This is a genomic window from Dolichospermum flos-aquae CCAP 1403/13F (assembly GCF_012516395.1).
Lineage (GTDB): Bacteria > Cyanobacteriota > Cyanobacteriia > Cyanobacteriales > Nostocaceae > Dolichospermum > Dolichospermum lemmermannii.
In genome coordinates this window covers 1,594,534-1,617,890 of sequence record NZ_CP051206.1, presented here as the reverse complement: position 1 = coordinate 1,617,890, position 23,357 = coordinate 1,594,534, and the positions used below count along the sequence as shown (strand labels likewise).

Annotated in this window: 18 protein-coding genes and 1 pseudogene; 6 read left to right on the top strand and 13 right to left on the bottom strand. The window is 37.5% G+C overall.

The genetic code is table 11. From position 1 onward, the window contains the following. Nucleotides 1-138: 138 nt before the first annotated feature. From HGD76_RS07905 to HGD76_RS07890, 4 genes are all read right to left on the bottom strand, one after another. Nucleotides 139-2,556, bottom strand: a complete 2,418-nt coding sequence (locus tag HGD76_RS07905) for a heavy metal translocating P-type ATPase (protein WP_168695443.1) — start codon at nt 2,554-2,556, stop codon at nt 139-141. A 427-nt stretch (nt 2,557-2,983) separates the two neighbouring features. Continuing rightward, nucleotides 2,984-3,259: a TM2 domain-containing protein gene (locus tag HGD76_RS07900; RefSeq protein ID WP_015080393.1), complete on the bottom strand. Its 276-nt coding sequence runs from the start codon at nt 3,257-3,259 to the stop codon at nt 2,984-2,986. A 516-nt stretch (nt 3,260-3,775) separates the two neighbouring features. Beyond that, entirely contained in the window at nt 3,776-3,901 is a 126-nt protein-coding gene (locus HGD76_RS25820) for a hypothetical protein (RefSeq protein WP_267904339.1), read from the bottom strand. A gap of 139 nt (nt 3,902-4,040) precedes the next feature. Beyond that, on the bottom strand, nt 4,041-5,567 hold the full coding sequence (locus HGD76_RS07890) for a type II CAAX endopeptidase family protein (protein ID WP_168695442.1): 1,527 nt from the start codon (nt 5,565-5,567) through the stop codon (nt 4,041-4,043). Between the two features lie 142 nt (nt 5,568-5,709). On the opposite strand from HGD76_RS07890, the gene HGD76_RS07885 reads away from it, so the two are divergent. Both HGD76_RS07885 and recJ read left to right on the top strand, forming a co-directional pair. Continuing rightward, complete coding sequence (locus HGD76_RS07885) at nt 5,710-5,907, top strand: hypothetical protein (RefSeq protein ID WP_168695441.1); 198 nt, start codon at nt 5,710-5,712, stop codon at nt 5,905-5,907. Nucleotides 5,908-6,045: 138 nt separating this feature from the next. Then, nucleotides 6,046-8,352, top strand: a complete 2,307-nt coding sequence (gene recJ / locus HGD76_RS07880) for a single-stranded-DNA-specific exonuclease RecJ (RefSeq protein ID WP_168695440.1) — start codon at nt 6,046-6,048, stop codon at nt 8,350-8,352. A 347-nt stretch (nt 8,353-8,699) separates the two neighbouring features. On the opposite strand, the gene HGD76_RS07875 is transcribed toward recJ, so the two are convergent. Next, nucleotides 8,700-11,147: a DUF4912 domain-containing protein gene (locus HGD76_RS07875; protein WP_148764298.1), complete on the bottom strand. Its 2,448-nt coding sequence runs from the start codon at nt 11,145-11,147 to the stop codon at nt 8,700-8,702. A gap of 367 nt (nt 11,148-11,514) precedes the next feature. On the opposite strand from HGD76_RS07875, the gene HGD76_RS07870 reads away from it, so the two are divergent. Beyond that, nucleotides 11,515-11,727, top strand: a complete 213-nt coding sequence (locus HGD76_RS07870) for a hypothetical protein (protein WP_210967740.1) — start codon at nt 11,515-11,517, stop codon at nt 11,725-11,727. Nucleotides 11,728-12,254: 527 nt separating this feature from the next. Here the strand turns inward: HGD76_RS07870 and HGD76_RS07865 are convergent. From HGD76_RS07865 to HGD76_RS07845, 5 genes and pseudogenes are all read right to left on the bottom strand, one after another. Then, nucleotides 12,255-13,693, bottom strand: a pseudogene (locus HGD76_RS07865) (dynamin family protein); the annotation flags it as partial. Between the two features lie 192 nt (nt 13,694-13,885). Next, a complete protein-coding gene (locus HGD76_RS07860) occupies nt 13,886-14,464 on the bottom strand; it encodes a GNAT family N-acetyltransferase (RefSeq protein ID WP_168695439.1) in 579 nt (192 codons plus the stop codon). 131 nt (nt 14,465-14,595) lie between these two features. Beyond that, a complete protein-coding gene (locus tag HGD76_RS07855) occupies nt 14,596-17,085 on the bottom strand; it encodes a U32 family peptidase (RefSeq protein ID WP_168695438.1) in 2,490 nt (829 codons plus the stop codon). A 74-nt stretch (nt 17,086-17,159) separates the two neighbouring features. Continuing rightward, a complete protein-coding gene (locus tag HGD76_RS07850; protein WP_168695437.1) occupies nt 17,160-17,924 on the bottom strand; it encodes a HEPN domain-containing protein in 765 nt (254 codons plus the stop codon). Beyond that, nucleotides 17,908-18,969 (bottom strand): ParA family protein, encoded by a 1,062-nt coding sequence (locus HGD76_RS07845; protein ID WP_168695436.1) that lies wholly within the window; start codon nt 18,967-18,969, stop codon nt 17,908-17,910. The genes HGD76_RS07850 and HGD76_RS07845 overlap by 17 nt, the downstream gene beginning before the upstream one ends. A 278-nt stretch (nt 18,970-19,247) precedes the next feature. On the opposite strand from HGD76_RS07845, the gene HGD76_RS07840 reads away from it, so the two are divergent. Together HGD76_RS07840 and HGD76_RS07835 are read left to right on the top strand one after the other, a co-directional pair. Then, nucleotides 19,248-19,649 carry a DUF1830 domain-containing protein gene (locus HGD76_RS07840; protein ID WP_168695435.1) on the top strand — a complete coding sequence of 134 codons (402 nt, stop codon included), beginning with the start codon at nt 19,248-19,250 and terminating at the stop codon, nt 19,647-19,649. A 250-nt stretch (nt 19,650-19,899) separates the two neighbouring features. Continuing rightward, nucleotides 19,900-20,163 carry a DUF3146 family protein gene (locus HGD76_RS07835; protein ID WP_168695434.1) on the top strand — a complete coding sequence of 88 codons (264 nt, stop codon included), beginning with the start codon at nt 19,900-19,902 and terminating at the stop codon, nt 20,161-20,163. A gap of 1 nt (nt 20,164) precedes the next feature. Here the strand turns inward: HGD76_RS07835 and HGD76_RS07830 are convergent, their stop codons facing one another. After that, nucleotides 20,165-20,587, bottom strand: a complete 423-nt coding sequence (locus HGD76_RS07830; RefSeq protein ID WP_015080074.1) for a pre-16S rRNA-processing nuclease YqgF — start codon at nt 20,585-20,587, stop codon at nt 20,165-20,167. Between the two features lie 14 nt (nt 20,588-20,601). Between HGD76_RS07830 and HGD76_RS07825 the strand changes: the two genes are divergently transcribed. Continuing rightward, entirely contained in the window at nt 20,602-20,790 is a 189-nt protein-coding gene (locus HGD76_RS07825) for a hypothetical protein (protein ID WP_168694540.1), read from the top strand. On the opposite strand, the gene HGD76_RS07820 is transcribed toward HGD76_RS07825, so the two are convergent. Further along, nucleotides 20,721-22,169 (bottom strand): DUF3084 family protein, encoded by a 1,449-nt coding sequence (locus HGD76_RS07820; RefSeq protein WP_168695433.1) that lies wholly within the window; start codon nt 22,167-22,169, stop codon nt 20,721-20,723. The two genes, HGD76_RS07825 and HGD76_RS07820, sit on opposite strands and share 70 nt — an antisense overlap. Before the next feature lie 213 nt (nt 22,170-22,382). Then, the gene (gene ntcA / locus HGD76_RS07815; RefSeq protein WP_015080072.1) at nt 22,383-23,054 is read right to left on the bottom strand and encodes a global nitrogen regulator NtcA; all 672 of its coding nucleotides are present in this window, start codon (nt 23,052-23,054) and stop codon (nt 22,383-22,385) included. Between the last annotated feature and the right edge of the window lie 303 nt (nt 23,055-23,357).

Below are 23,357 nucleotides of genomic sequence, written 5' to 3'. Positions count from 1 at the left end.
TTAAATAAAGGACAAATCTTAATTTACAGCACTTTCCGGTGTTATGAGGTACTTATGTAGCGGGCAATATGCCCGCACTACCGGGAAATCTTTTTTTGCAATTCTTGGAGATTACAGAAAAATTGGTAAAATCATTAACTATGGGGCAAACCTCCTTAATAAAATTGAGTTGGTAACAACACTAACGGAGCTAAAGGCCATTAATGCCGCTGCACTGGCAGGACCGAGAACAAAACCCCAGCTAGGTAATAATACACCAGCCGCGAGGGGAATACCTATTGTATTATAGGCAAAAGCCCAAAATAAATTCTGACGAATGGTCTTAAAAGTGGCTCGACTTAACTGAATCGCCTTGACAACATCGGTTAGGGAATTTCGCATTAAAATAATTTCAGCAGTTTCCATAGCGACATCTGTTCCTGAATGTAAAGCGATGCCCACATCTGCCTGTGATAAGGCTGGAGCGTCATTGATGCCATCTCCTACCATAGCGACATAAGTTTTGATTTTCCCACATTGAAGAGATTGAATGGTGGCTGCTTTTTGGGCTGGGGGGATACCTGCCATGATGTCGGTGTTGGCGATTCCTAGTTGTTTAGCGATCGCACTGGCTGCTTCTAATCTATCACCACTCAGGAGCATAACTCGCAAACCCATTTGTCGGAGTTTATCTACTGCGGTTTTTGCATCTGGTCTGAGGGTATCACTAACAGCAATTAATCCGGTTAAAGTTCCATCTACAGCTACACCAATTACGGTTTTTCCCTCTGTAGCTAGTCTTTGTCCCTGTTTTTCTGCGGTTTCAGTAATATTAATTTGGTGGTAATTAAACCATTCCCAGTTACCTAAAAGAACTTTTTTTCCCTCAACGACAGCGGATACGCCCATACCTGGTTCAGTATGGAATTCTACAGCATGGGGAATAGCTAAATCTTGGCGTTTGGCTTCTTGCTGAATGGCTGTAGCGAGGGGATGATAAGTACCGCTTTCTACGGCTGCGGCTAGTTGAATGAGAGATAATGGTAAAGTTGATTCGGTAATAACTAGACAATCAGTTACGGTGGGTTTACCTGTGGTGAGAGTTCCGGTTTTATCAAAAACTACCGTGTCTAGTTTATGGACTTTTTCTAAAACGTCGCCACCTTTGATTAATAATCCCCGTTCTGCACCCATACCTGTTCCCACTAAGATGGCTGTAGGGGTAGCTAATCCTAACGCACAGGGACAAGCAACTACCATGACAGCGATCGCTAATTTTAAACTAATTAACAGGGCAGAATATTGGGTATGGGGGATTAAATGCTGGGGATTATGTCCCATATTGTGAGCCATGATCATGCCACCAGTCATCGTCACATCTGGCCAAAGATGAGTTCCCAACAAATACCAAAATAGGAAGGTTAAACCAGCCGCTGTTAAGACACCATAGGTAAAATATCCAGCCACCGTATCTGCTAATTTTTGAACTGGGGCTTTGCGAGTTTGGGCAGCTTCTACCAAAGCCACAATTTGGGCTAGAATTGTATCATCACCAGTGCGAGTAGCTTGAATAGCGATCGCTCCTGACTGATTTAAAGTGCCTCCAGTCACAGTATCTCCTGCTTGCTTCATCACGGGTACAGATTCCCCTGTCAGCATGGATTCATCTATGGTAGTTTGTCCAAAGCGCACTTCACCATCTACCGGAATTTTATCCCCCGGTAACACCTGCAACCATTCACCCACACGCACCTGTTCCGCCGGAATTTCCATAATATTAGCCCCAGCAATCAATTTTTCCGATTCTGGATTAATAATTAACCGGGCTGTTTGCGGCACTAAAGCTAACAATTGGCGAAACGCTTTAGCCGCACGGACTCTAGCCTGTTTTTCTAAAGTTCTCCCCAAAAGAATAAAACCCAACATCATCACCGGTTCATCAAAAAAGCATTCCCAACCCATTTGGGGAAACAATAACGCCACCAAACTGGCAATATAGGCTGTTAGAGTTCCCAAACCAATGAGGGTATTCATATTCGGCGCACCCCGTCGCCAACCTAGCCAACCTTCCACTAAAATTGGTCTACCAGGAATAATAATGGCGATAGTAGCCAGTCCACAATGAAACCAAATGTCATTTAAAAACGGAAAAATAACAGATCCAATATTACCAAAATGACCAATTCCCGATAGTAACAGTAGTAAACTAGCAATTCCTAACTGTCTAACTATCCCCTGCATTTCTTGGCGTTGTCTTACTTCTGGGTTAGGGATTGTAGATTTATCACCAGCACCTTTAGCCGTCCGTAATTGGCTAGGAAATCCTGTAGCCGTTAATCCCTGAATTAACGCCTCTGCATCTACAGTACCAATTTCCGCCTCTACGACTGCGACTTCTGTTGCGAGATTAACACAAACGCTTTTAACTCCTGGATGCTGAATAAGCTGTTTTTCTACCGCATTAACACATCCAGCACACTTCATCCCTCCAACATCTAAAATAATTTTCTCTGAGTTAAGTATTTTTGTGGGAGGGGCAGATTCTATAACTATTTCAGATTTGGGGATCAGTTGCATGGCCAGTTTTTAGGTTCGTTCTTGTTAGTTTAGCGCTTAATAACTAGCGTCTCTACTTTGAGGTTAAGCCAAATCTGCCACTTTGACTAAGTGAACAATATTAAGTTTCCCCAACTCCCCAAAATCCTCAAAATCCTCAAAATCACAAAAATCATAGTTCAGATGTTATTTTTGAGGTTAAGCGAAATCTGCCACTTTCACCAAAATCCTAAAAATCATTTAAATCACAAAAATCATAGTTTGCTTTTAGCTGTGTAAATTACAGCCGTTAATTGTACTGGTAACATCAAAATCAGGCTTTTGCAGAAATAATTAATTTCCCAATCTGATACGATGCTGAAATATCCCATACTCATCATTAGTAAAATGAGTAAGTGAATTTGGTTGTGTTTGATAATTTGCATATCAATTCCAATTAATAAACTTTCTAAAACCAACCTTGCTTATTCACAAAATAAGTATTAACAAATTCTTCATGGGGTTTATTGAAGTAAATCATGGCTTCAATCAAACCAACGATTTGCATAACTATCAATGTAAATCCGTAGGTAAAAGAGCCACCAATTACAGAAATTGCTAACATAATAAAACCTTCTGATGTGTAACCAAGAATAAATTTATGCAGCCCAAATCCACCAAAAATAATTCCAGCATAACCAGCCAACAGTTGTTTAGTAGTGTATGATGGGTTGAGATTACTCATATTTAGTTATACTCCTTGATGATTGGTGATTGGTGATTGGTGATTGGTGATTGGTGATTGGTGATTGGTGATTGGTGATTGGTAATTGGTAATTGGTAAGATTTAAATGTGGATAATTTTTTCTGAAAAGTAATCGTAAAAATATCAAATTTTCTGATAAAACATCACAAATTTGGCAGAAAAATATTGTGCAGTATCTTCGCTAATTTTCAGGTAGTAATTAACCTCAAAGTTAGTAAAGATCCGACACTATAGATTTTTCTACATATTTATTGTTATGAAATCCGGAGGATTTTGTTTGAGAAGTAATTAAGTAGTTAGCAGTGAGAATAAAAACAGTTACCAACAACCTAAGAGGTTGTTTGAAAAGTATTATATTAAACCAGTAATCTCCAAAAACCTAACCCCCCTACCCCCCTTCCCTGCAAGGGAATGGGGGTTTTAAAGCCTCTCCCCTGCAAGGGGAGAGGTTTGGAGAGGGGTCAGTCTATACATTCAAAACTTTTCAAACACCCTCTAAGGAATTATCTTGACCTGTTCCCTGACAACTGACAACTGTACGGGCGAAGCATTTGGAGAACTATTTTTGGCAATAACCGATAATTTATCTTCCAAATGCTGACAACTGTACGGGCGAAGCATTTGGAGAACTATTTTTGGCAATGACCGATAATTTATCTTCCAAATGCTGACAACTGTACGGGCGAAGCATTTGGAGAACTATTTTTGGCAATGACCGATAATTTATCTTCCAAATGCTTCGCCCCTACTGACAACTAACTTAATTATTACTACCTAAAAGAAACAAACTAATTAATGTGCCACTATTCCAAAGACTGTGGAGAAGCATAGAAGAAAGTAAATTGCGCGATCGCGTGTAAACTATTCCTAAGACGATTCCTAATGCTGACAGCGGCAGTATTTCTGATAAACTTAGGTGAGCAGCCGCGAATAACAAGCTACTGATCAAAATTGCCCCCCAAACCGACGTATAACGAGTCAGAGATGGTAATAAAAAGCCGCGAAATAGGAATTCCTCAAAAAACGGTGCAGCTATGGCTGCGGTAAAGAAAAATATCCCCAATGCGGTATTATCCCGGCTTTCTAGTGCCATTTGTAAAAGTGGATTACTGCCACCTTGTCCTTGCCACAATTTTTGATTAATCAGTGATACTATCACCACAATCGGTAAAGCTGTACAATAGCCACCGAGTCCCCACAAAAACCAATTACTGAAGAAATTGAAGCGAAACCAGTTCTCAGGAAGGGGGAAAAAACGCCTAATGGAAAAATATAGAACTGAAAAGCAACCAAAAGCCACAAACATATAACTAACTAAAACCATAAAAGCCTCAATTCTGGCATTTCCTGTACCACGAGGAATAGGCAAAATAGATAATAATTCTGGTATAAATAATTGCCCCATCAAGAAAAATCCCAGGATAAAAACCTGAATAATTATTTCCCAATTCCAAGGAGTTGACCAAACCAAATTGCCATTTGTCGCTAATATGGATGCTTGACCTTTAAGCAAGCGTTGAACCAATAAGAAAAGCAGCAGAATTATCCCTATAAAAGCTGTTAAGGTGGGGATAGTAGCAATTATCGCTAATTTTAACAATGCTTGGGTTGCTGCTGCTTGTTGGGCAATTTTCAGAGATAATAAAGCTTCTTGACGTTGTTGAAGTTGATATAATTGATCTAAAGCCGTAAAACGAAACCAACTATTTAAATTTTGTTGAATTATTTGTTCAGCTTTGGGTAATAGACGGGGAGGTTTACTCCATATTCCGCTTAATACTTGAGCAGTTTCTTGATATTTGGGGTTGATATCTGAATATTGCTGTAATTGATTCCAAGTTTTAATAGCCTTATCTGCTTCCTGTTGCTGTGCTTGCAAAATTCCCAACCGCAAATCTACTTCCGCTAACAATTTTCCTTGTTGTTGGCTAGATTTCTGTAAACTTTTTTCCTCTGCGGAAACAGGAGTAACTGCTGAAGATTGTAGTGCTGCTAATTTTTTATTAGTTGTCTCTAAACTAGTTTGAATAGATTCACTTGCTTCCTGATATTGCTTTATCGCACTTTCTAAAGGATTTGCACCGAGAATAGATTCTTGAAGTGTTTGAATACTTTTGTCGCTGCTATCTTCTGGTTTCCATGCTTGGGCTTGTAAGACGATATTAGTCTGGTACAATTCTAGACGACTCTGGAACTGAGGTTTTTGCCAGCTATTCAATAAAGATAAGCCCGACAACATTATTGCTAACAAAGTTAGCCCAATTAACAGCAACCGTTTAATTGTCATCTATCCCCCTTAGACTTACAAGTACAGGAGCATCATCAGCCCCTTGGTAATTATAAGCTAGTCCCGCAGAGGGAAATTAAAATTTCAAAAAAGTAGCTTAGATCAGGTCTGTGTGGGTGTTAGCTATTGTTCTAGGTCGGTAATGTCCACGAAGTCTAATAATGCTTCTCCTAGCCCGGATTTCTCACAAATAAACAGAAAATCGGGGTCAAAAACTGCTAAAATCTATATTGCACAAATATCACAGCAGTTTAAGCATGGTTATAAACGTACCCGGACTACCATGGGTTCTGGCAAAACAGAAGCAATTCCTAATAGACATCTTCAGAAAAGAATGTAGAGACGTTCCATGGAACGTCTCTACAAGGGTTGTAAGTCACGCATATTTAATTTTCACCAGATGTCTAATGAATAAATTCCTGGTCTCACGCAGAGACGCTCCAGGCACGGAGAGAAATACAAGAGAATGTGATCTAAAATGGAATGGATTTTAACAGGAACGGAAAAACCCCCTGATTGGTTTATTGAATTAGTGAAAAGTTACCCAACAGGTGGTGATTTTGCGGCTCAATTATTTTGGCAACGGGGAATTCAAGATCAGGAAAAATTAGCGGCTTTTATTAATTATCAAAGTTATCAACCTGCCAGTTCTTTTGAATTTGGACAGGAAATGAATTTAGCTATAGAAAGGTTAATTACTGCGGGGAAAACGGGAGCAAAAATTGTTATTTGGGGAGATTTTGATGCAGATGGAATTACTTCGACTGCGGTATTATGGGATGGTTTGGGTGAATTTTTTCAGCAACATCGTCAATTAAGTTATTATATTCCCAATCGTTTAACTGAATCTCATGGTTTAAATAAACCAGGAATTGATATTTTAGCTGCACAAGGTTGTCAGTTAATTGTTACTTGTGATACGGGCAGTACAAATATTGCCGAAATCATTTATGCCCAAAGTTTAGGGATAGATGTGATTGTGACTGACCATCATACATTACCCTCAGAACGTCCTCCCGTAGTCGCAATTATCAATCCTCGTTATTTAGCTAAGGAACATCCTTTATATCATCTTTCTGGTGTGGCTGTTGCTTATAAATTGGTGGAAGCTTTATATATAAGTTTGCCAGATATTCCTGCACATCCTTTAACTGATTTACTAGATTTAGTTGCAGTGGGATTAATTGCCGATTTGGTCCAATTAAGTGGTGATTGTCGGTATTTGGCACAATTGGGAATTCAACAATTACACACGGATTATCAAAAACTACCAACAGCCAGAAGAAGGCCAGGTGTGGGTAAGTTATTAGAATTATGCCAGAAAAGTGGCGATCGCCCTACAGATATTTCTTTTGGTTTGGGACCGCGAATTAATGCGGTTAGTCGCATTCATGGTGACGCTAGTTTTTGTGTAGAATTATTGACGAGTAGAGATATGCAGCGTTGTCAACAACTTGCAGAAGAAACAGAATTAGCTAATTCCCGTCGTAAGTCTTTACAAAAAGATGTCCAAGTCCAAGTTACGAAAAAACTCAATCAATTAGACTTATCCACTACCAGCGTCATTGTTTTAGAAGATCCTCAATGGGCAGGTGGTGTTTTGGGTTTGGTTGCTGGTCAAATTGCCCAAGAAACGGGACGACCGACAATTTTATTAAGTACAGAAGCAAAGGAGAATAAGACAGATTCTAGCCCATCCTTTGCGCGAGGTTCGGCACGTTCAATTAATTCTGTTGATTTATATCAATTAGTTCAAGAACAAGCCCATTTATTAGATCGTTTTGGTGGACATCCTTTTGCAGCGGGTTTGAGTTTATTAGTAGAAAATATCCCCTTATTTACAGCCGCAATTAACCAGAAATTACGCCAATCTTTAGGAGGAATTAATCTTACTCCCACAGTCCAAGCTGATTTGGTGGTGACCGTTGCAGATTTGGGTAAAGATTTATTTTTAGAATTGAAACTTTTAGAACCCTGTGGTATGGGAAATCCTATTCCCAAGCTACTAATTAAAAATTGTTGGTTTGAAAATTCTTGGCATAGAAATGAACAAGATTTAAAAGGAAATAAAATCCAATATATTAAAACTGATTTTAACATTCGAGATGATTCTACTAATAATCCTTTTCCAGGAATTTGGTGGGGACATTATAAGGAAGAATTGCCTATAGGTAAATGTGATTGTATTGCCGAAATTGATTTTAATAGCTTTAAAAACCGCTATGAAATTAGATTAGTTGCATTACGTTCCCATACGGGAACTGAACTGAAAACTCAGAATTCGGCAATGATTTTAGATTGGAGAAATCAGGAAGATTTAGGAGAATTAAAATCAGAAAAATCATTATTAATCATGAAAAATTGTCCTACTAATTGGGATAATCTCCGGTTATGGTGGAAACAATCGCTAAATCAACAAAAACAATTAGTGATTGCTTGGAGAAAACCCCAAAATCAGACTCCTAGAGATGTTTTAGTAACTCTGGTAGGTATTGCTAAATATCTTGGTCGCACAAACCAGCTAGTTACCCGTGTGCAGATTTTAGAGAAATTGGGTATTAGTGACCAAAGCCTATATTTAGGATTTCAAGCTTTAAAATATTTAGGCTTTATCGTCCAACGTCAAAATCATCACTTACAAATAAGTTGGGATTTTAAATATTATCAAAAACCTGCTGATTATGCTATTAGTCAATTTTTAGCCGCAGTTAGAGAAGAACAATTTCAAAGAGATTATTTTTCTCATGTTCCTCTATCTATTATTGTTGCCATGATTGGTAAATAATCTCATTTCGTAGGTTGGGTTGACGTAAGGAAACCCAACATTTGAACATCAGAAATAAGTAGGTTGGCGTTGAAAATTGTCGTCATAGCAAGAGGCAAGAGGCAAGAGGCAAGAGTAAAGAGTAAAGAGTAAAGAGTAAAGAGTAAAGAGGCAAGAGGCAAGAGGCAAGAGTAAAGAAGTTTTCAGCGATTTTACATTTCTTTACACAATTTGGTTTTATTGTGTTCACCTACTTAATTGAAAACCCAACATTTGAACATTAGAAATAATTGGTTTTGTTGGGTTTCGCAAAGCCATTGCTCCGCAACGCTAACGCGAACAACCCAACCTACCTTTTAACTCTCTTTTTATTCCTGAAAAAACTTCTTATCAATAGCTTTGGTATGTTCTCTATTGACAGAAGTTGCTGTTATATGATAACTAGCTAGATCATCTACAAAGGGAATCGTTAGCTTAAATGTACCATCAGGATTTACTTTGACTTTTTGACCATCAATAGTGACATTTGCACCTTCTTCTGTTGCACCATGAAGAATTAATTCTGCATCAACGACAACCCAGAAATCCGTACTCGGACGACTGAAAATACGGACTGTACCAGAACGCGCTAAACACAACCACTGATTATCATTATTCACATAACCAATTTCTGTCATGTAGTCCCGTTCACCCCTGGGAATAGGCACATAACGACTAGATGTTGCGGCTTCACATTCGTATTGTGCATCAAATTGAGGACGTTGATAGCTTAGATCAAGGTTTGTAACATCATAGACCCGAATTGCTAAAATGGTGAGTCCTTGATTCTGTAATGTTTGTTGATGATTATCGGAAATATACCAAGACAGGTAAGCCCATTTGGGAGTGCGCGGTGTGAAGATAATTCTGGTATTTCCAGTCACAGTCATGGGATTAATATTAGTCCAAGCTTCTATCTCTGCATCTAACTCGATAGCTATGTCTTCATTTGTGGCTGTGGGATGCAATAGAGTAGGATATATCTCTTCTTCTATTTCCAGTTGTGTGAGTGCAATTGGACTGTTAATGGCGTTTAAAGCCTCTCCTAACTCTGATGGTAAATCTTGATTTTGCGGTGGTTGGTTGACTGGTTTAGGGGTTGTATTCAGGAGTTCTGATAGGCTGATATCTGGCTTAACTGGTGTCGAAGTGATACCAAGTAATTCTGATAGGGATGTAATATTTTGATTAGATTGAGTTACAGGTAGTTCTGGTGCTTCTAAGAGAAAATTGCTGACTTCATCTGTGGAGATATCTGCATCATTTGGTTGGTGGTGAATATTCGGGATTTGGGGAAAGTGATTATTAACAACAATTACAGGGTCTTCCGTATCCCAAACTACTTCATCATAATCTATATTCAGATCAATTTCAGAAATTTTGTTTATTTGATTGTGAGGGGAACTTGTCTGCGGTATATCTATGACAGCTATATTGCCAGTTGCTGTTATTTCTTGGGAGTTTTCTTGTTTGTAGTGATTTGCACCATTGCCATTACCATTACCATTGTTAGCGAGAATTGATGCGAATGCTTCTGAATCTGACAGAGTAAAAACTGTTTCTGGAAGGGAATCTGTTTCCGGATTCGAGGATAGCGAAGTGCCGCTGGAAGCAACTCGATTTTTTCTTCTCAACCACAAGGGTAAAAAACTACTTAATCCCACAATAAAAAATAAAGGTAGTAGTAAGAAAAACCTCATATTCTTGGTAATCATTGAAGGATTATCAAGAGGATTTATCAACCCTGTTTCCCCTTTATTTTTTATAGATGGGGGTGTAACTAATGTTTCGGGAATCGTTGTTAAAGATGGAGTTTGAGAAACTTCAGGAGTGGCTGTGGTAGCCATAGATATAGAAATAGTTTGTAATGTTCTGGCTGCAATAGCAATTGCTTCTGTTTCTCTAGCAGCTTTTATTGACTCTTCTCCTGGTTTAGCTAAAATAAAGCCTAGAAAATCTCTAATTTTAGGACTGGGATTTTCTTTATAAACGTAAACAAAAGACTGAGAAAAGGGATATTTAGAATCATTCGGTAAGTAGTTTTGTACTTTTAATACTCGCACATCTGGCAGATTGGAAATTTGATTTGCTAAAACATAGCTAATGCCATCATTACCTAATTCTCTAATGATGTCAGTTGTGTTATCTTCCAACATTTGCACAGCATTAGCACCTGTTAGCAATTGTCCAGACTTAAATGCTGAATATTCACTAAAAGAACTGCGAGTATCACTATTTAAGGGACGATCTATAAATCTAATCTTACCTTTACCTTTTCCTATTTCTGACCAATCTGCAATTTCTCCTCGAAAAATCTTGGCAAATTGCTCAATAGTTAAACTGTCAGAAAAGAGATTATTCATACCAACGATGATGGCAATTTTTTCTCGACGCACCAACACCTGTTTTAATCCTTGAGCTTTTTCTTCTGGGGTGAGTCTACGACCAAGGGATGCTAGGTCAACGTTACCATCTAAAACCGATTTTATAGCATATCCATTCCCATTTACGCCAATTTCTACCTGAGTTCCTGAAAACTGTTTTTCAAAGTTTTCTTTGAGGCTTTGGTTGACAATGATAGAGTTAAGAGAACCGTCAATTTTAATGACAGTACCATTTTCTACTTTTTTCGGTAAAGCAAAAGCCGGAGTATTACTCTCAGATTCCGCGCGGACGGGTAGGGAAATCAAGAGATTTGCTCCCACAGGACTGGTAGTTATAGCCATTAATAAGGCCAATTTGATAATTACACGATCTTTTTTTTGTTGTTGCCACATATATCCCTGATTTAGCTAATATAAATGAACTACTCGCCAACGCCAATACTCAAAATATCGTTTTGATTGAGAAGATGGGTTAATTATACAGCGTTAGTTATTTTTACCTGTAATAACACAAGTGATAAAAATAAAAAAGGAGTCGGGAGTTAGAGGAAGAAGGTGCTTATTTAATATTTATATGATCTACGTGCTAAAGTCATACTAGAAGGTACACAACAAATATATTCAATTAAGTATTTACACAATTTACTTGTTATGCGTACAACCATATAATAGAATAATCTTTTACACATTACGACAAAATAAATTTATCTTTAAATACAAAAACTCCACTATAGCTCTAATTAGTGCAATTTTATTAGAATTGAGCATTACACAACTTTCTTGTTCTCAGTATGTATTGGCACAAAATAGCACTCACGAATCACAGCGTTTATTGGGGCTGAAGTATGAGCAGTTACAGCAACTTTTAGAAAAAGCCATAGAACTACATAATCATAAACAACAATTGGTTGAATCAAAAAAAATCCGAATCATTCTCGGCGGAGGTGGGCGCAAACCCAAATTATCACCTTAGGAGCAATCTCACTTTGAAAAGCAGTGGTAGTAACACTTTAGCTATTTCCGGAGATGTCTATTTTGGGATTTCTTGATTTAATTATTTGTCTGAATCAGGATACCCAGGATTTGAGGATGTACAGGATGTGATTTGGTGTTTATATTTTGGGATTTCTTGATTTAATTAAGTAGGTGAACGGAAAAAACCGTAGACGCGAAGCGGCTTCTCGAAGAGTAATATGTAACGAAAAGTAAAATCGCCCAAACCCTCTTCACTCTTGCCTCTTGCCTCTTGCCTCTTGCCTCTTGCCTCTTGCCTCTTGCCTCTTGCCTCTTGCCTAGTGCCATAACGACGATTTTCAATGCTAACCTACTTATTTGAGAATAAAGTTTTTATTTTTCAGTATTTTTACTAAGAATATTAATAATTATATCATCAATTATCAATTTCAAAATAAGTTAACCTTTTAGAAAATCCTGATTCTGACAATTAATAATCCTGTCAATCCTTAAATCCTGGATATCCTGATTCAGACAATTAAGTAAATCGCATTCAACACTAGCAGTATTTACCAAAGCTTGAGGAACTTGTTTTTCTAGGACTTTTACCTGTGCTTCTATTCCTCCATCATTCCCTAATAAGCGATACAATTGACGGTAATATTCTGATTTCCTAATCTTTGTCATTAATTGTTGGAACAGATTAGCAATTACTTGTTCGCAAGACTCAATTAAAATATCTTCCAACTGATTAGATAAGTAATAAAAAGCCTCTACTAAAATAGCTAATAAAGGTGCAGTTGCATTGCGGGGATGACTCAAAGTAGCGCGACGGTAAGCTTCTGCAACGGAAAAGGTATCTAATAATTCATCAAGACGACGAATCATCCGTGATTGTAATTGTCGAAAATCTGTTTCAAATTCTTCACAATTATTATTTATTAATCTGTTAACTTCATCATGAATGTGCTGATTAAAATCTCTCCCAACTTGCTGGAGTTGCTGATTTAATTTTTGCAACTCATATTCTTTCATACTCTCAATTTCTCGCGGTTGACTATCTAAATCAATTTGCACACTTTGATAGTGTTTTTTGAGTTTGATACAAATGTCTTCTAAATCATCTGCGAGATTCTTGAATAATTGGGGACGTTTCTCTTCTGTAAGATAACGAGTAATTGATGTGCGAAATTCTTCAATTCCACTATCTTGAATGAGTTGGTTAATTAACGGTGTTCCCTGTTCGCTTAAAATTCTCACATAGTTTTGATTGGGAGTTTCAAAGTTAGTAACAGCAATACGGAATTGACTATGAGATAATTTTTCCGAAGTACAATAACGATTAAACTCATAAACAAATTGTGGTGTTTCTTCCCTTCCATCTAAACCTTTAACACTTTCTGCAAAAATCGAATCTAATCCAAATCTATCTTCTATGCTTGTTTGCTTAATTTGACTTCCGTAAAATCCTAGTTTGCAACATATCCTTCTAACAATAAAATTAATGCTTTTGCTTGTTTTGCACGTTCTGATTTATTTTCTCCTCCCTCTTGTTGAATAATTGCTGTACAACCTTGATGCAATAAATCAACTACATCCTGTTTATTGATATTTTCTACAGTATTAAATCCCAATTGTTGACATAAAAAAACCGCTTGTTCCCGAATTTCTGCTTCACTCAAAAAGGTTAAAACAACTCTTTCTGAATCTGCTGGTGCATATTCAATTTTACATTCTGTACCAGTCGCGTGTCCTTGTGCACTATATAACAATTCCCTCTCCAAAAGTGCATTAATCAACATTGATTTACCCGCACTAAAAGCACCCGCAAACACAATTTCAAACTTGGGAGAAACTGCTTTATCCAAAGAAATTTGTACAGATGTAATATCTTGCGATCGCAAAGCCGCTTCTTGGTGTATAAGTTGGAGAATAGACTCAACTTGTGCTTGCAATTGCTGACACTGAGGATTTAAACTTGACATATAAAGTAGTAAACAAGGTGCATAAATATTGTAATACTACTTATCGTAGTTTAGCTACATCATCCCCAATGCACTACGAGTCACACCTAATTGGTTTTGTAGCTTCAATTTTTGCCAAAGTTAAGAACTTATTTTAAAATGTAGGTTTACCCAGGTTTAGTTATCTGGAGTGGTACGACAAAAATTGGCACCCTAATTACTTAAATTGTCAAGCAATAAAGAGTTTAAAACTAATAACTCAGCATCATCAATAGGTAACTCTAAATAGTGATAATTCTTGTAATTTATATCATTCCCTAAATCAAGAAAGTCTAAACGTTTATAAAAATTTTCTGCTGTTTTCACAGAATGTAAACCTATCTTACCTTCAAATCCTAAGTGAATACTAAATATAGCTGCGAATGTTATTAAAGTTGTACCTATTCCTTTATATTTCGGTGAATTGTTAATATCTGCGCGATTCCAAGGTGCTACAGTTAATATAGCCACGTAAACTAAATTTTCACCCCGTTCTAACATTGACGGACGACCAGGAAGTAACCCAATTATACCTTGGGCAACTAAATTACATTCCAATACATAGAATTTTAAGGATGGTTTCTCATGTAAATATTTGCTAAATTCTAAATCTTTGTCCCAGCATTTATTCTTGTTAAGTTCAGGTTTCCAAGATAATTCTATCTCTTCAAGATGCTTCTGAGATAAAGGCAAAATTTTTGCATCAACATATTTATTTTCAGAACATTGGAAAATTTTTAAGTTTTCTTTCATCACTTCAATACCATTTATCTCAGTAAAGCTTTAACTTATGTTTGAATTTAATGGTACTAGTACGCTATTACTGATATGGAAATTAGTTAACAGTGACTGTAAATATCGTAATAATATTTATCATTATTAATCTAATTCATCCCCAACGCACCACGAGTCACACCTAATTGGTTTTGTAGTTTCAATTCTCTCCAAAGTTGCGAACCGATGATTTCTCCTTGAAGTAATTTTTGATAGCTTTGTATTGTTTTTTGCACTTGTTCCGGTGTCTCATTGACAAATTCAACCCGTAAATACTGTAAACCCAATCCTATTAACCGTTGCACGTATTCTGCTCCGGTTTGTGCAGTAGCGTTATATACTGTATTTCTACATCCTGCGTCTGCTTTAAGAATGTGTTCACTACCTACTCTGTCTCTAATTGTAACAGTTTGTGTGTCGCAAGGTCTACCACAATTGGTGTAATCTGTTCCTTCAGATAGAAAAGCGCAAAATACACAATGTTCCATGTGAAACATGGGTATATGTTGATGTATTGTCACTTCAAAATTTTGCGCTGGATAATGTGTGATTAGATCTTCGAGTTGATTAATATTTAAGTCGTAAGATGCTGTTAATCGTTCTAAATTAAAGCGTTGTTGAAAATAATCTGCGGTTAAAGGGTTAGCAATATTTAAGGAAAAATCACCAATACATCTTTCTGTCGCAAAATATTCTAATTGATCATAATTTCTAATTAAATAACCATCAGCTTGGGAAGTAAGAACTTGGTTTAAAATCCAGGTTTCTCCAGGTTTAGTTATCCGGGGTGGTGCGACAAAAATACTAATTTCTTCCTGTTTTGATTCTCGGACTATTTTTACTGCTTCTTTATAATTGCGAGGATCTTCAAATTCACAATATATGGTTTTGATATCTGCTGTTAATACTACTTTTAATTGTTCGATGTTTCTCACCAAAACAATCAGGGAAGGAAAACCAGGAATTGGTGTAGATTTAGAACTAATTAGATCTTGCCATTTTCCCTGATGATTTAATTCCCAAAGTTTGGGTCTACTTCTTAATTCCTCTAATTTACTAACTATTTCCCGACGCATTCGATTTAACTCACTCACGGGTAACATAATATTACCGTTGAGATTATTTATAAAAGTGTCTAAATGAAAAGGTGTATTTCCTAACCGTCCAAATTGTTCTTTTAATCTTTCTGTAGAGAGGGGTTTTGTATGGGCTTCTGCTATTAATATTTCTGATTCTACTTGAACTATATTCCAAGATTGATCACGGGATATAGCTATTAACTTTTCACCAATTTCTCCATGGACTTCTATATTAATTGGTCTGGTAAATTGGGGATGTTCTCCAGTATAACTTTGACGAATTTGCTTGTCTAATTCTGGATCATTTGTTTTCCAAACTTTATCACCTATGTGAATACTATGGAAATTTAAATCATTTCTACCAAAGGTTAATATTACATCTCGACCATTGGGAATAACTGCATATATTCTTCCTCCTTCTTCTCTCCTTTCAGGATGTCCACAATCAAAAACAATTCCATCTCCCGGTTTAACAGGTGCTTCTAATTTCACTGTGATTTCTGCATTTCTAATTCGGGTAACTTCTCCCAAATAAACACCCCGTTTTTTACCAAATCTCCCATGCACTAATTCTTGATTATTAATCCCCTCAAACCAACCTGTATATAGTCCGCGAGAAAATGCCATTTCTAACTTATATTGGTCTTTATTTGAACTAGAAAACGTCTCTACATTTGTTTCTAATAGTTGATTTAATGCTTGACGATAAACGCGAGTCACGTTAGCAACATATTCTGGTGCTTTCAACCGTCCTTCAATTTTCAAAGAAGTAACTCCAGATTTTACTAACTCTGGTAAAACTTCCAAACCTGCTAAATCTTGAGGACTTAATAAATATTTGCGATCGCCTAAATTAATAACTTCTCCATCTGCAATTAAATCATAAGGCATTCTGCAAGCTTGAGCGCATTCTCCCCGATTTGCAGAACGTCCTCCTAGTGCTTCGCTGGTTAAACATTGTCCAGAATATGCGACGCACAAAGCACCGTGAACGAAAACTTCTAAAGGTAAGGAAGTGTTTTTTTGAGATATTTGTTGTTGAATTTTATTAATTTCCGAAATCGAACATTCCCGCGCTAAAACTACCAGTTGACAACCCAAAGATTTAGCAAATTCTACCCCCGCAGCGCTGGTAATAGTCATTTGGGTAGAAGCATGAATCGGAAAGTCAGGGGAAAGATGACGAATCAGCCGACAAATACCCACGTCTTGCACGATAACAGCATCAACACCGGCGGAAATGATAGTTTTGAGGTATTGCTGTGCTTCTGTTAGTTCTTGGGGGAAAATCAGGGTATTCAGAGTGATATAACCTTTCACACCCCGCAGGTGCAGAAATTCCATCAATTCGGGTAAGTCTGCTGCTGTGAAATTCTCAGCCCGCATTCTCGCGTTAAACTTTTCTAAACCAAAGTAAATCGCATCCGCACCATTTTCTACTGCTGCTTGAGCGCATTCCCAGTTACCCGCAGGTGCTAGGAGTTCGGGGATTTTGAGGGTAGGGGTGGAGATGCTTGTCATTTTGGTTAAGTAGAGGTTATGTCAGTTTATAGATTGTATCTAAATTGGGGGGTGGTTGTGGGAAAATAACGCAGCTATAAAATTTGATGAATACTCTCAACAACCTGCTCAATAAAATCTACTGCATCATTAACCATTGATTCATCTATAAGCCAGCGATTTCCTAAGCCATAAGTAGGATCTATATCTGCTTCATGAGTAATTTGATTTCGGCGTTTTACAATTTCCTGTAGGTCTTGTTTTATATTCTTTTGAGCTTCCTGTGTAGTATTTCCTCTCATTTTATTAGTAACTCTCTCCCACAATTTTATATTTGATATCAACTTAATAGCATCGGCGATTTTATCTGGTTCTTGAAAACTTTTATAACTCAGACTTTCTCTAATTTCAGCTTCTAACCATGAATTATTATTTAATCTATTTAAAATAGTGTTGGAAATAATAGGAATTAAACTGGAAATATTATGAGACTGCTGTAAAAAGTCATCTCCACAACTCTGCTGTATTTCACTCTCTATCCATGAACCAATATCTATAGCAACTTTTCTATCTTGATTAGCACTACCCAGCGAAACTTTAAATTTTGAAAAAGCTGATTGGTTCGCATTATCCCTAAATGATGGTTCTGGTCTTGTTCCTCGATGTATTTCCAACATTGCCAAAGTTACAACTTCATGAATGTAGTAATCCAATGCACTTACAGTCAGAACTAAAGCTGCCCTAAGAATATCCGATAAATCCAAAACAGAAGTCGCTTGAGCTTTAATAGAGTTATGCAGAGAAATTAAATCCCGAACACGCTGAATACTAATACGAAATTGATCAAGGGCTGACTGCATAACTCGATGATAGTTCAATAATTTTATCTGCTAAATCGGAAAAAGTTGTTTTAAATTCTTCCTGCTTTTTTTCATTATTTTCTTTTACTATGCCTTGCAGGTTTAATTGTTCCAGCCTAAGTGCATAAACTGGTGTAGCGTGTTTTTGTGATAGAGCAATTAAACTATTAAAGTCAGAAATTTTGGTCATCGTAAAACTACCATTCATACCCTGTTCAGGATAAACTTGATTAGGTAATAATAAATTATTTTTCTCCAGAACCGGTTTTAACTTATTCGTAACTGTATTCTCTACTTTTTCTATCCATGTTTGAAATGCTTTTGTTTCTTTACCATTCCTAATTCTATAATTTTGAACTATAGTTCCTAAAAATTTCAACTTAAATTCCGGAAATGGATAAGTAGCTTCCTTTAATATGGGGTTTGCGCTGGCCATTCTTGCCCAAGCACACCATTTTGGTAATATTCTAGATAGAGAATCAATTGCCATCACAGAAAAGAAATCAGCAGTCGTAGGTACTAAGAAAAAGTCACTTGTCATCAGTAAGTTTTGATTGATAGATCCTAAACTTGGACTCATATCAATTAAAATGTAGTCAGCATTAAATTTATTAGCAGTCTTTTCCAAAAGATCAGAAATTGCACCCGGCAAATTTTTGAGTGTGTGAATTGAACCACTTAGTTCTTGAGCAATACCTAATGTTACTTCGTATTCACCAAAGCCCACATGACCAGGTAACAAAAATAGACCTTCTTGACCTTCTATCTGAATACAATCTACAGCTTCAATAGCTCGTGGTTGTGACTCAAAAGCAGGAGCTAACCCACTCTTAATATTAGAATGTCTGTTGTAAATGGTTTCTATTCTTGCTTCATCGTCTTCTGTTTCTTCTTTTAGAGCCATCCCTGTAAGATTACATTGGGGGTCTGTATCTACAAGGATTACTCTCTTTCCCTTTGAAGCAAGCATCCAACCTAAGTTAAAAGTAGTGGTAGTTTTGCTAACACCACCTTTGTGATTAAATAAGGCAATTTTTTGAACCATTGTAATTATTTTTATAAGGGTATTTTTGAAGAGTATATTATAATTATAGCGATTTTCAAATCAGTGAGGTACAATTTTACTTTTTTTGGCTACAGTATTGCAAAACATCAGCGATTTTCTTTAGTTCTTGAAAACTTTTATAATCTCTATATATCTTTAGACAGAAATAATGCAGAAAATTGCAGTTGGTAGTCGCAGTTACAGTTACTAGGGATCATCGGGTGTTAGCTTTACTGATGTAATGTAAAATTGTGGCGCAAATAAGCTCCTCAGCAGTTATGGCTCAGATATTAGATCCTCTACCACCAGAGCATTCGGGGAAGATTCTCTGTTGCTACGTCAACGCTACGAGTAAAATCCAGGTGACTCGTATCTCCAATATTCCCAATTGGTATTTTGAAAGGGTTGTATTTCCCGGACAAAGGCTGGTGTTTGAAGTTCTTCCAGAAGCACAAATGGAAGTTCATACTGGGATGATGGCCAGTGCTATTATATCAGATACGATTCCGTGCAATACCCTGATTATCCATGAACCTAGCAATGATCAGATAGAAGAGAACTCATCTCCAAGCATAAATTCTGGTAATGGTAATCCGATCAGGTCGGAAAATAATAAAAAAATTCTAGATACGACAAAATCTTTACAGAAATGTCCGGTAAGCGTAAAGCTCATTGACTAAAGAATCTCAGTGTCAAAAGACTCTGAGAGTGTCAAAAGCCGTTGAATTGGCATCTATTGATTAAAAACACAATACTGCTAAACATTAGGGTTGCAGCAATTCAGCAACCTTTTTTATTTGGGGTGGACTAATTAGGGCTTGCTAACATATCTTGTTTTTATTAGTTTGTAAAATTAAGCTATTTTTGGTACATAGAATAAGTAACCCTATAAATAATTGTCCTTTATCCCATCCGTGACATCAAACAAGCGTGAGTGCTAAACGTCTGCCAGAAACTACTGCTTATGTGAAAATTACCCGCCAATCTTGGCCACAAGGCTTTCTTGAAGGTGAAGTTAGCGCCGGTAATTTTCAATGGCATTTCCAGTGGCATTTCCGCCGGGGAGAACTTTCTGTAAAGCCTTCCCAAGGTCGTGCTTTAATCAAAGAACCTCTAGGGCGGTTTTTAGAACAACAGGACTATCAGTTAGAACCTGGGGGGGATTATGCTTTTACAATTCGGGCTGAATTGTAAATTAGTTGTCAGTTAGTCGGTTGAGATATCGTTCAATCAGGAGAATGGCTACAATGTCATCTATTGGCCTGGGCGGTTGACGCAAACCCTTGGGTAATAGTTTGATGATGCCTTGGGGTGGATACATCTGCCAATAGCGATCGCGTGCCTGTAAAGTGGAATAACGTTCATCAACCAAAATGATATTGGTGGGTTTACTTAATTCTTGATTAAGTTGCTGTTTCCACTTTTTAGCTGTTGTTTGATCTCCCATGACAATTAAGGACACTGGGAATCTTTGCAGTTGTGTTTCAATATTAGCGATCGCCTCATTTGCCAATACAACTTGATGAGAGAATATTTGTCTATCCAATCCCATCACGGCAATCCCACATTTATCACGACCAGGATCAAATCCTAAAATTACAGGTTGTGTATTAGTCATTGGTCAGTTGTCAGTTGTCAGTTGTCAGTTGTCAGTTGTTAGTAGGGGCGAAGCATTTGGAAGATAAATTATCGGTCATTGCCAAAAATAGTTCTCCAAATGCTTCGCCCGTACAGTTGTCAGTTGTCAGTTGTCAGGTGCTAAAAAGAATTTGTCCATTCAAAATGGCTACTAATTTGACTCTCAACGGACCCACAGTATAAGTATTTTCTGCGGCTACGGCTTTAATTTCTACTTCCTGTTCCGTTTGCTGTAGTTGGGTAACAAAGCGCAGAAAAGTGCCTTCTATTTGGACACTTTCGACAATTCCCGCGTTCCGGGCGCGAAATTGAGAAGCGGAAATTAGTAAATCTAGGCGTTGACGCATTTGTTCAGATGTCATATTTTTTAAATCCGCTGTAGTAGTAGCCAGCACTTCACCTGATGAAAATACGAGTTGATTTCTCGCTGCGTCTGCAAAGAATTCTATTTGCTTTTCACCTCTGACATAATTACCTGCGGAGAAAATTCGCACTACATATTCTCGACCATCTTTAATTTGTGCAATTAACTGCTCAACTTTATCTTTGGTAACACGGAGTATTTCTTTATTTACTGGTGTACCACCAGGTTCAGTTAACTGAATATTGGCATTGCGGTTAGCTTCCTGGAGAATTTGCATAATTGCCTGATGTGCCGCATCAGGCTTGTCCACAGTAATTAACCCTGCGGCTATCACTTGACCTTTCACTAAAGCTAGTTTACCCAAGCGGAGGTCACGGTAGGACTGATAATATTTTTCTAGTCTGGCTACTTCCTGCTCTAAAAATTGTTGTTGTTTCTCTAATTCTTTCAAGCGAGATTCTCTAGTAATAATAACTTCTTCCCGCTGTTTAATTTCGAGATTACGATTTTGAATAAGTTTATCTAATTTAGTAATTTTGCGATCGCGTTTTTCAATCACCGTCTTTGCTTCATCAATAGCTTCTTTAGCTTGGGCGTATAATCTTTTTCGTTCCGTTTTTAACTCTTCCACCGCCGTTTGTAATGTTTGTCGCTGATTGTAAAGAGTTTGTAATTCATTTCTAGCTTGTTGATACTGAATCACAATTCCCCCAAGACGACTTTGAGTTTGATTAAGTCGGGCTTGAGTTTTAGCTTGCTGGTTCAGAGTGCGATTGAGTTGGGCTTGTGTAGCCTTTTGTTTAGTATTTGCTGCCTGTAATGATTTATTAATTTTCTGTAATTCTTGTTGTGCCTGACTTTGTTCTTGTCTGGCTTTATTTAACTCACTCTCTACCTGGTTTTTTTGCGCCTCTGCGGTTTTTAGTTGTTCCCGCTTGTTCCCCAAATCTCTTTGAATATCCTCTAACTCAAATACGCCCTTTCGCAATCCGCCATCAGCCGCAAATAGGATTGCCAAAGTTGATGCAGAAATTAGACCACCTGTAAAAATAGTGACAATTACAGCAGTTTTTTTCGGACGTAAATTAAAAAGTGAGAGACGGGCTTTGCCAACTCGTGTGCCGATGCGATCGCCCACGGTGGCAATTACGCCTCCCAAAATGAGAATTGCTGCAATCAGAATGTACCCGGTGGTCATTTTTAGCTACCGTAATGCTGACTGATCCAGCCTACTACGTTTAACCATTGTCTGTGGGTAAATGGAGTTAGGCAAAAGTAGAAATTATCCAATTTTGAGATCTTCCTCCAAATTAACGGTTGAATCTCTACGGTAGTTGTTCTGCTTGGAGAGATCCCAAGACCGCACTACCTCAAAAATAGAACCCGTGCCAACTCCATTCCCCCATAATTTCTAAGTAAATTGCTTACTTAAAGCAACAGGTTTATGCACAGTAATCTTCTTTTTATGGATTGTAATCATTTTCTTCTCGCGTAAATCTCCCAGCAGTCTAGTAACTGTCACGCGAGTAGAGCCAATTGCTTCAGCGATCGCCTGATGGGATAACTTCAGATCAATGGTAATGCCATCAGCGCAAGGAACGCCAAAATCTCGACAAAGAATTAACAAGAAACTAATTAACCTTGAACCCATATCCCGGTGAGCAAGAGTTTCAATCATCATCTCCGTCTGAAGAATCCGCGAAGAAAGACCTCGCAGCATTAACATGGATAATTCTGGATTTTCCTTCAGTGCCTGTTCGACTTGTTCAATTGGGGCTGAAAGTAATTCTACAGTGGTAAATGCCACTGCATGATAAAATCGATCAGACTTATTCCCTGTCAGCAACGACAGTACGCCAAAAACGCTATTCTCCCGGAGCAGAGCTACCGTTATTTCTTCTCCTGCCTCATAGACTCTCGACAGTTTTACAGCACCCTTGAGAAGAAAATAAACTCGTTCGGCAGGATCTCCCGGAAAGAAGATCGTCTTATTCCGTTCAAATGTTTCCACAACTGGAGGAAAAGCCCCCGTTGCCATTTGACGAAAAACATTTGCTAGGGCTTTATCTTGTGTCACTATCATTTTCTCCCTTCCCCTACCCAATGCCAGAAAAACAAAAACTAATTACCTAAGAATACACCTGAAAAATCAATAGATCATCATTAAATTTTCTGTTTTTTCCTATACTCAAACGCGGAATTCCTAGTCTTTCGTTTATAATGATACATAATTGTTGTTCCGGTTAGCTAGTAATTATTGATAAGTAGTTTCACTAATTATAGTCTCAAGGTTTTGCCTCTAAAAATTGCCAATTTCTTGAGAATTTTTGTGAACATGGTCATGGTTTTTTGGGGGCTTACTGCTTATGCTTGGAGTATTTTGGAA

Coding starts and splice junctions, on each gene's coding strand:
- HGD76_RS07905 (WP_168695443.1), bottom strand. CDS start 2,556: ATGCAACTGATCCCCAAATCTGAAATAGTTATAGAATCTGCCCCTCCC.
- HGD76_RS07900 (WP_015080393.1), bottom strand. CDS start 3,259: ATGAGTAATCTCAACCCATCATACACTACTAAACAACTGTTGGCTGGT.
- HGD76_RS25820 (WP_267904339.1), bottom strand. CDS start 3,901: ATGCTTCGCCCGTACAGTTGTCAGCATTTGGAAGATAAATTATCGGTT.
- HGD76_RS07890 (WP_168695442.1), bottom strand. CDS start 5,567: ATGACAATTAAACGGTTGCTGTTAATTGGGCTAACTTTGTTAGCAATA.
- HGD76_RS07885 (WP_168695441.1), top strand. CDS start 5,710: ATGTCCACGAAGTCTAATAATGCTTCTCCTAGCCCGGATTTCTCACAA.
- recJ (WP_168695440.1), top strand. CDS start 6,046: ATGGAATGGATTTTAACAGGAACGGAAAAACCCCCTGATTGGTTTATT.
- HGD76_RS07875 (WP_148764298.1), bottom strand. CDS start 11,147: ATGTGGCAACAACAAAAAAAAGATCGTGTAATTATCAAATTGGCCTTA.
- HGD76_RS07860 (WP_168695439.1), bottom strand. CDS start 14,464: ATGAAAGAAAACTTAAAAATTTTCCAATGTTCTGAAAATAAATATGTT.
- HGD76_RS07855 (WP_168695438.1), bottom strand. CDS start 17,085: ATGACAAGCATCTCCACCCCTACCCTCAAAATCCCCGAACTCCTAGCA.
- HGD76_RS07850 (WP_168695437.1), bottom strand. CDS start 17,924: ATGCAGTCAGCCCTTGATCAATTTCGTATTAGTATTCAGCGTGTTCGG.
- HGD76_RS07845 (WP_168695436.1), bottom strand. CDS start 18,969: ATGGTTCAAAAAATTGCCTTATTTAATCACAAAGGTGGTGTTAGCAAA.
- HGD76_RS07840 (WP_168695435.1), top strand. CDS start 19,248: ATGGCTCAGATATTAGATCCTCTACCACCAGAGCATTCGGGGAAGATT.
- HGD76_RS07830 (WP_015080074.1), bottom strand. CDS start 20,587: ATGACTAATACACAACCTGTAATTTTAGGATTTGATCCTGGTCGTGAT.
- HGD76_RS07820 (WP_168695433.1), bottom strand. CDS start 22,169: ATGACCACCGGGTACATTCTGATTGCAGCAATTCTCATTTTGGGAGGC.
- ntcA (WP_015080072.1), bottom strand. CDS start 23,054: ATGATAGTGACACAAGATAAAGCCCTAGCAAATGTTTTTCGTCAAATG.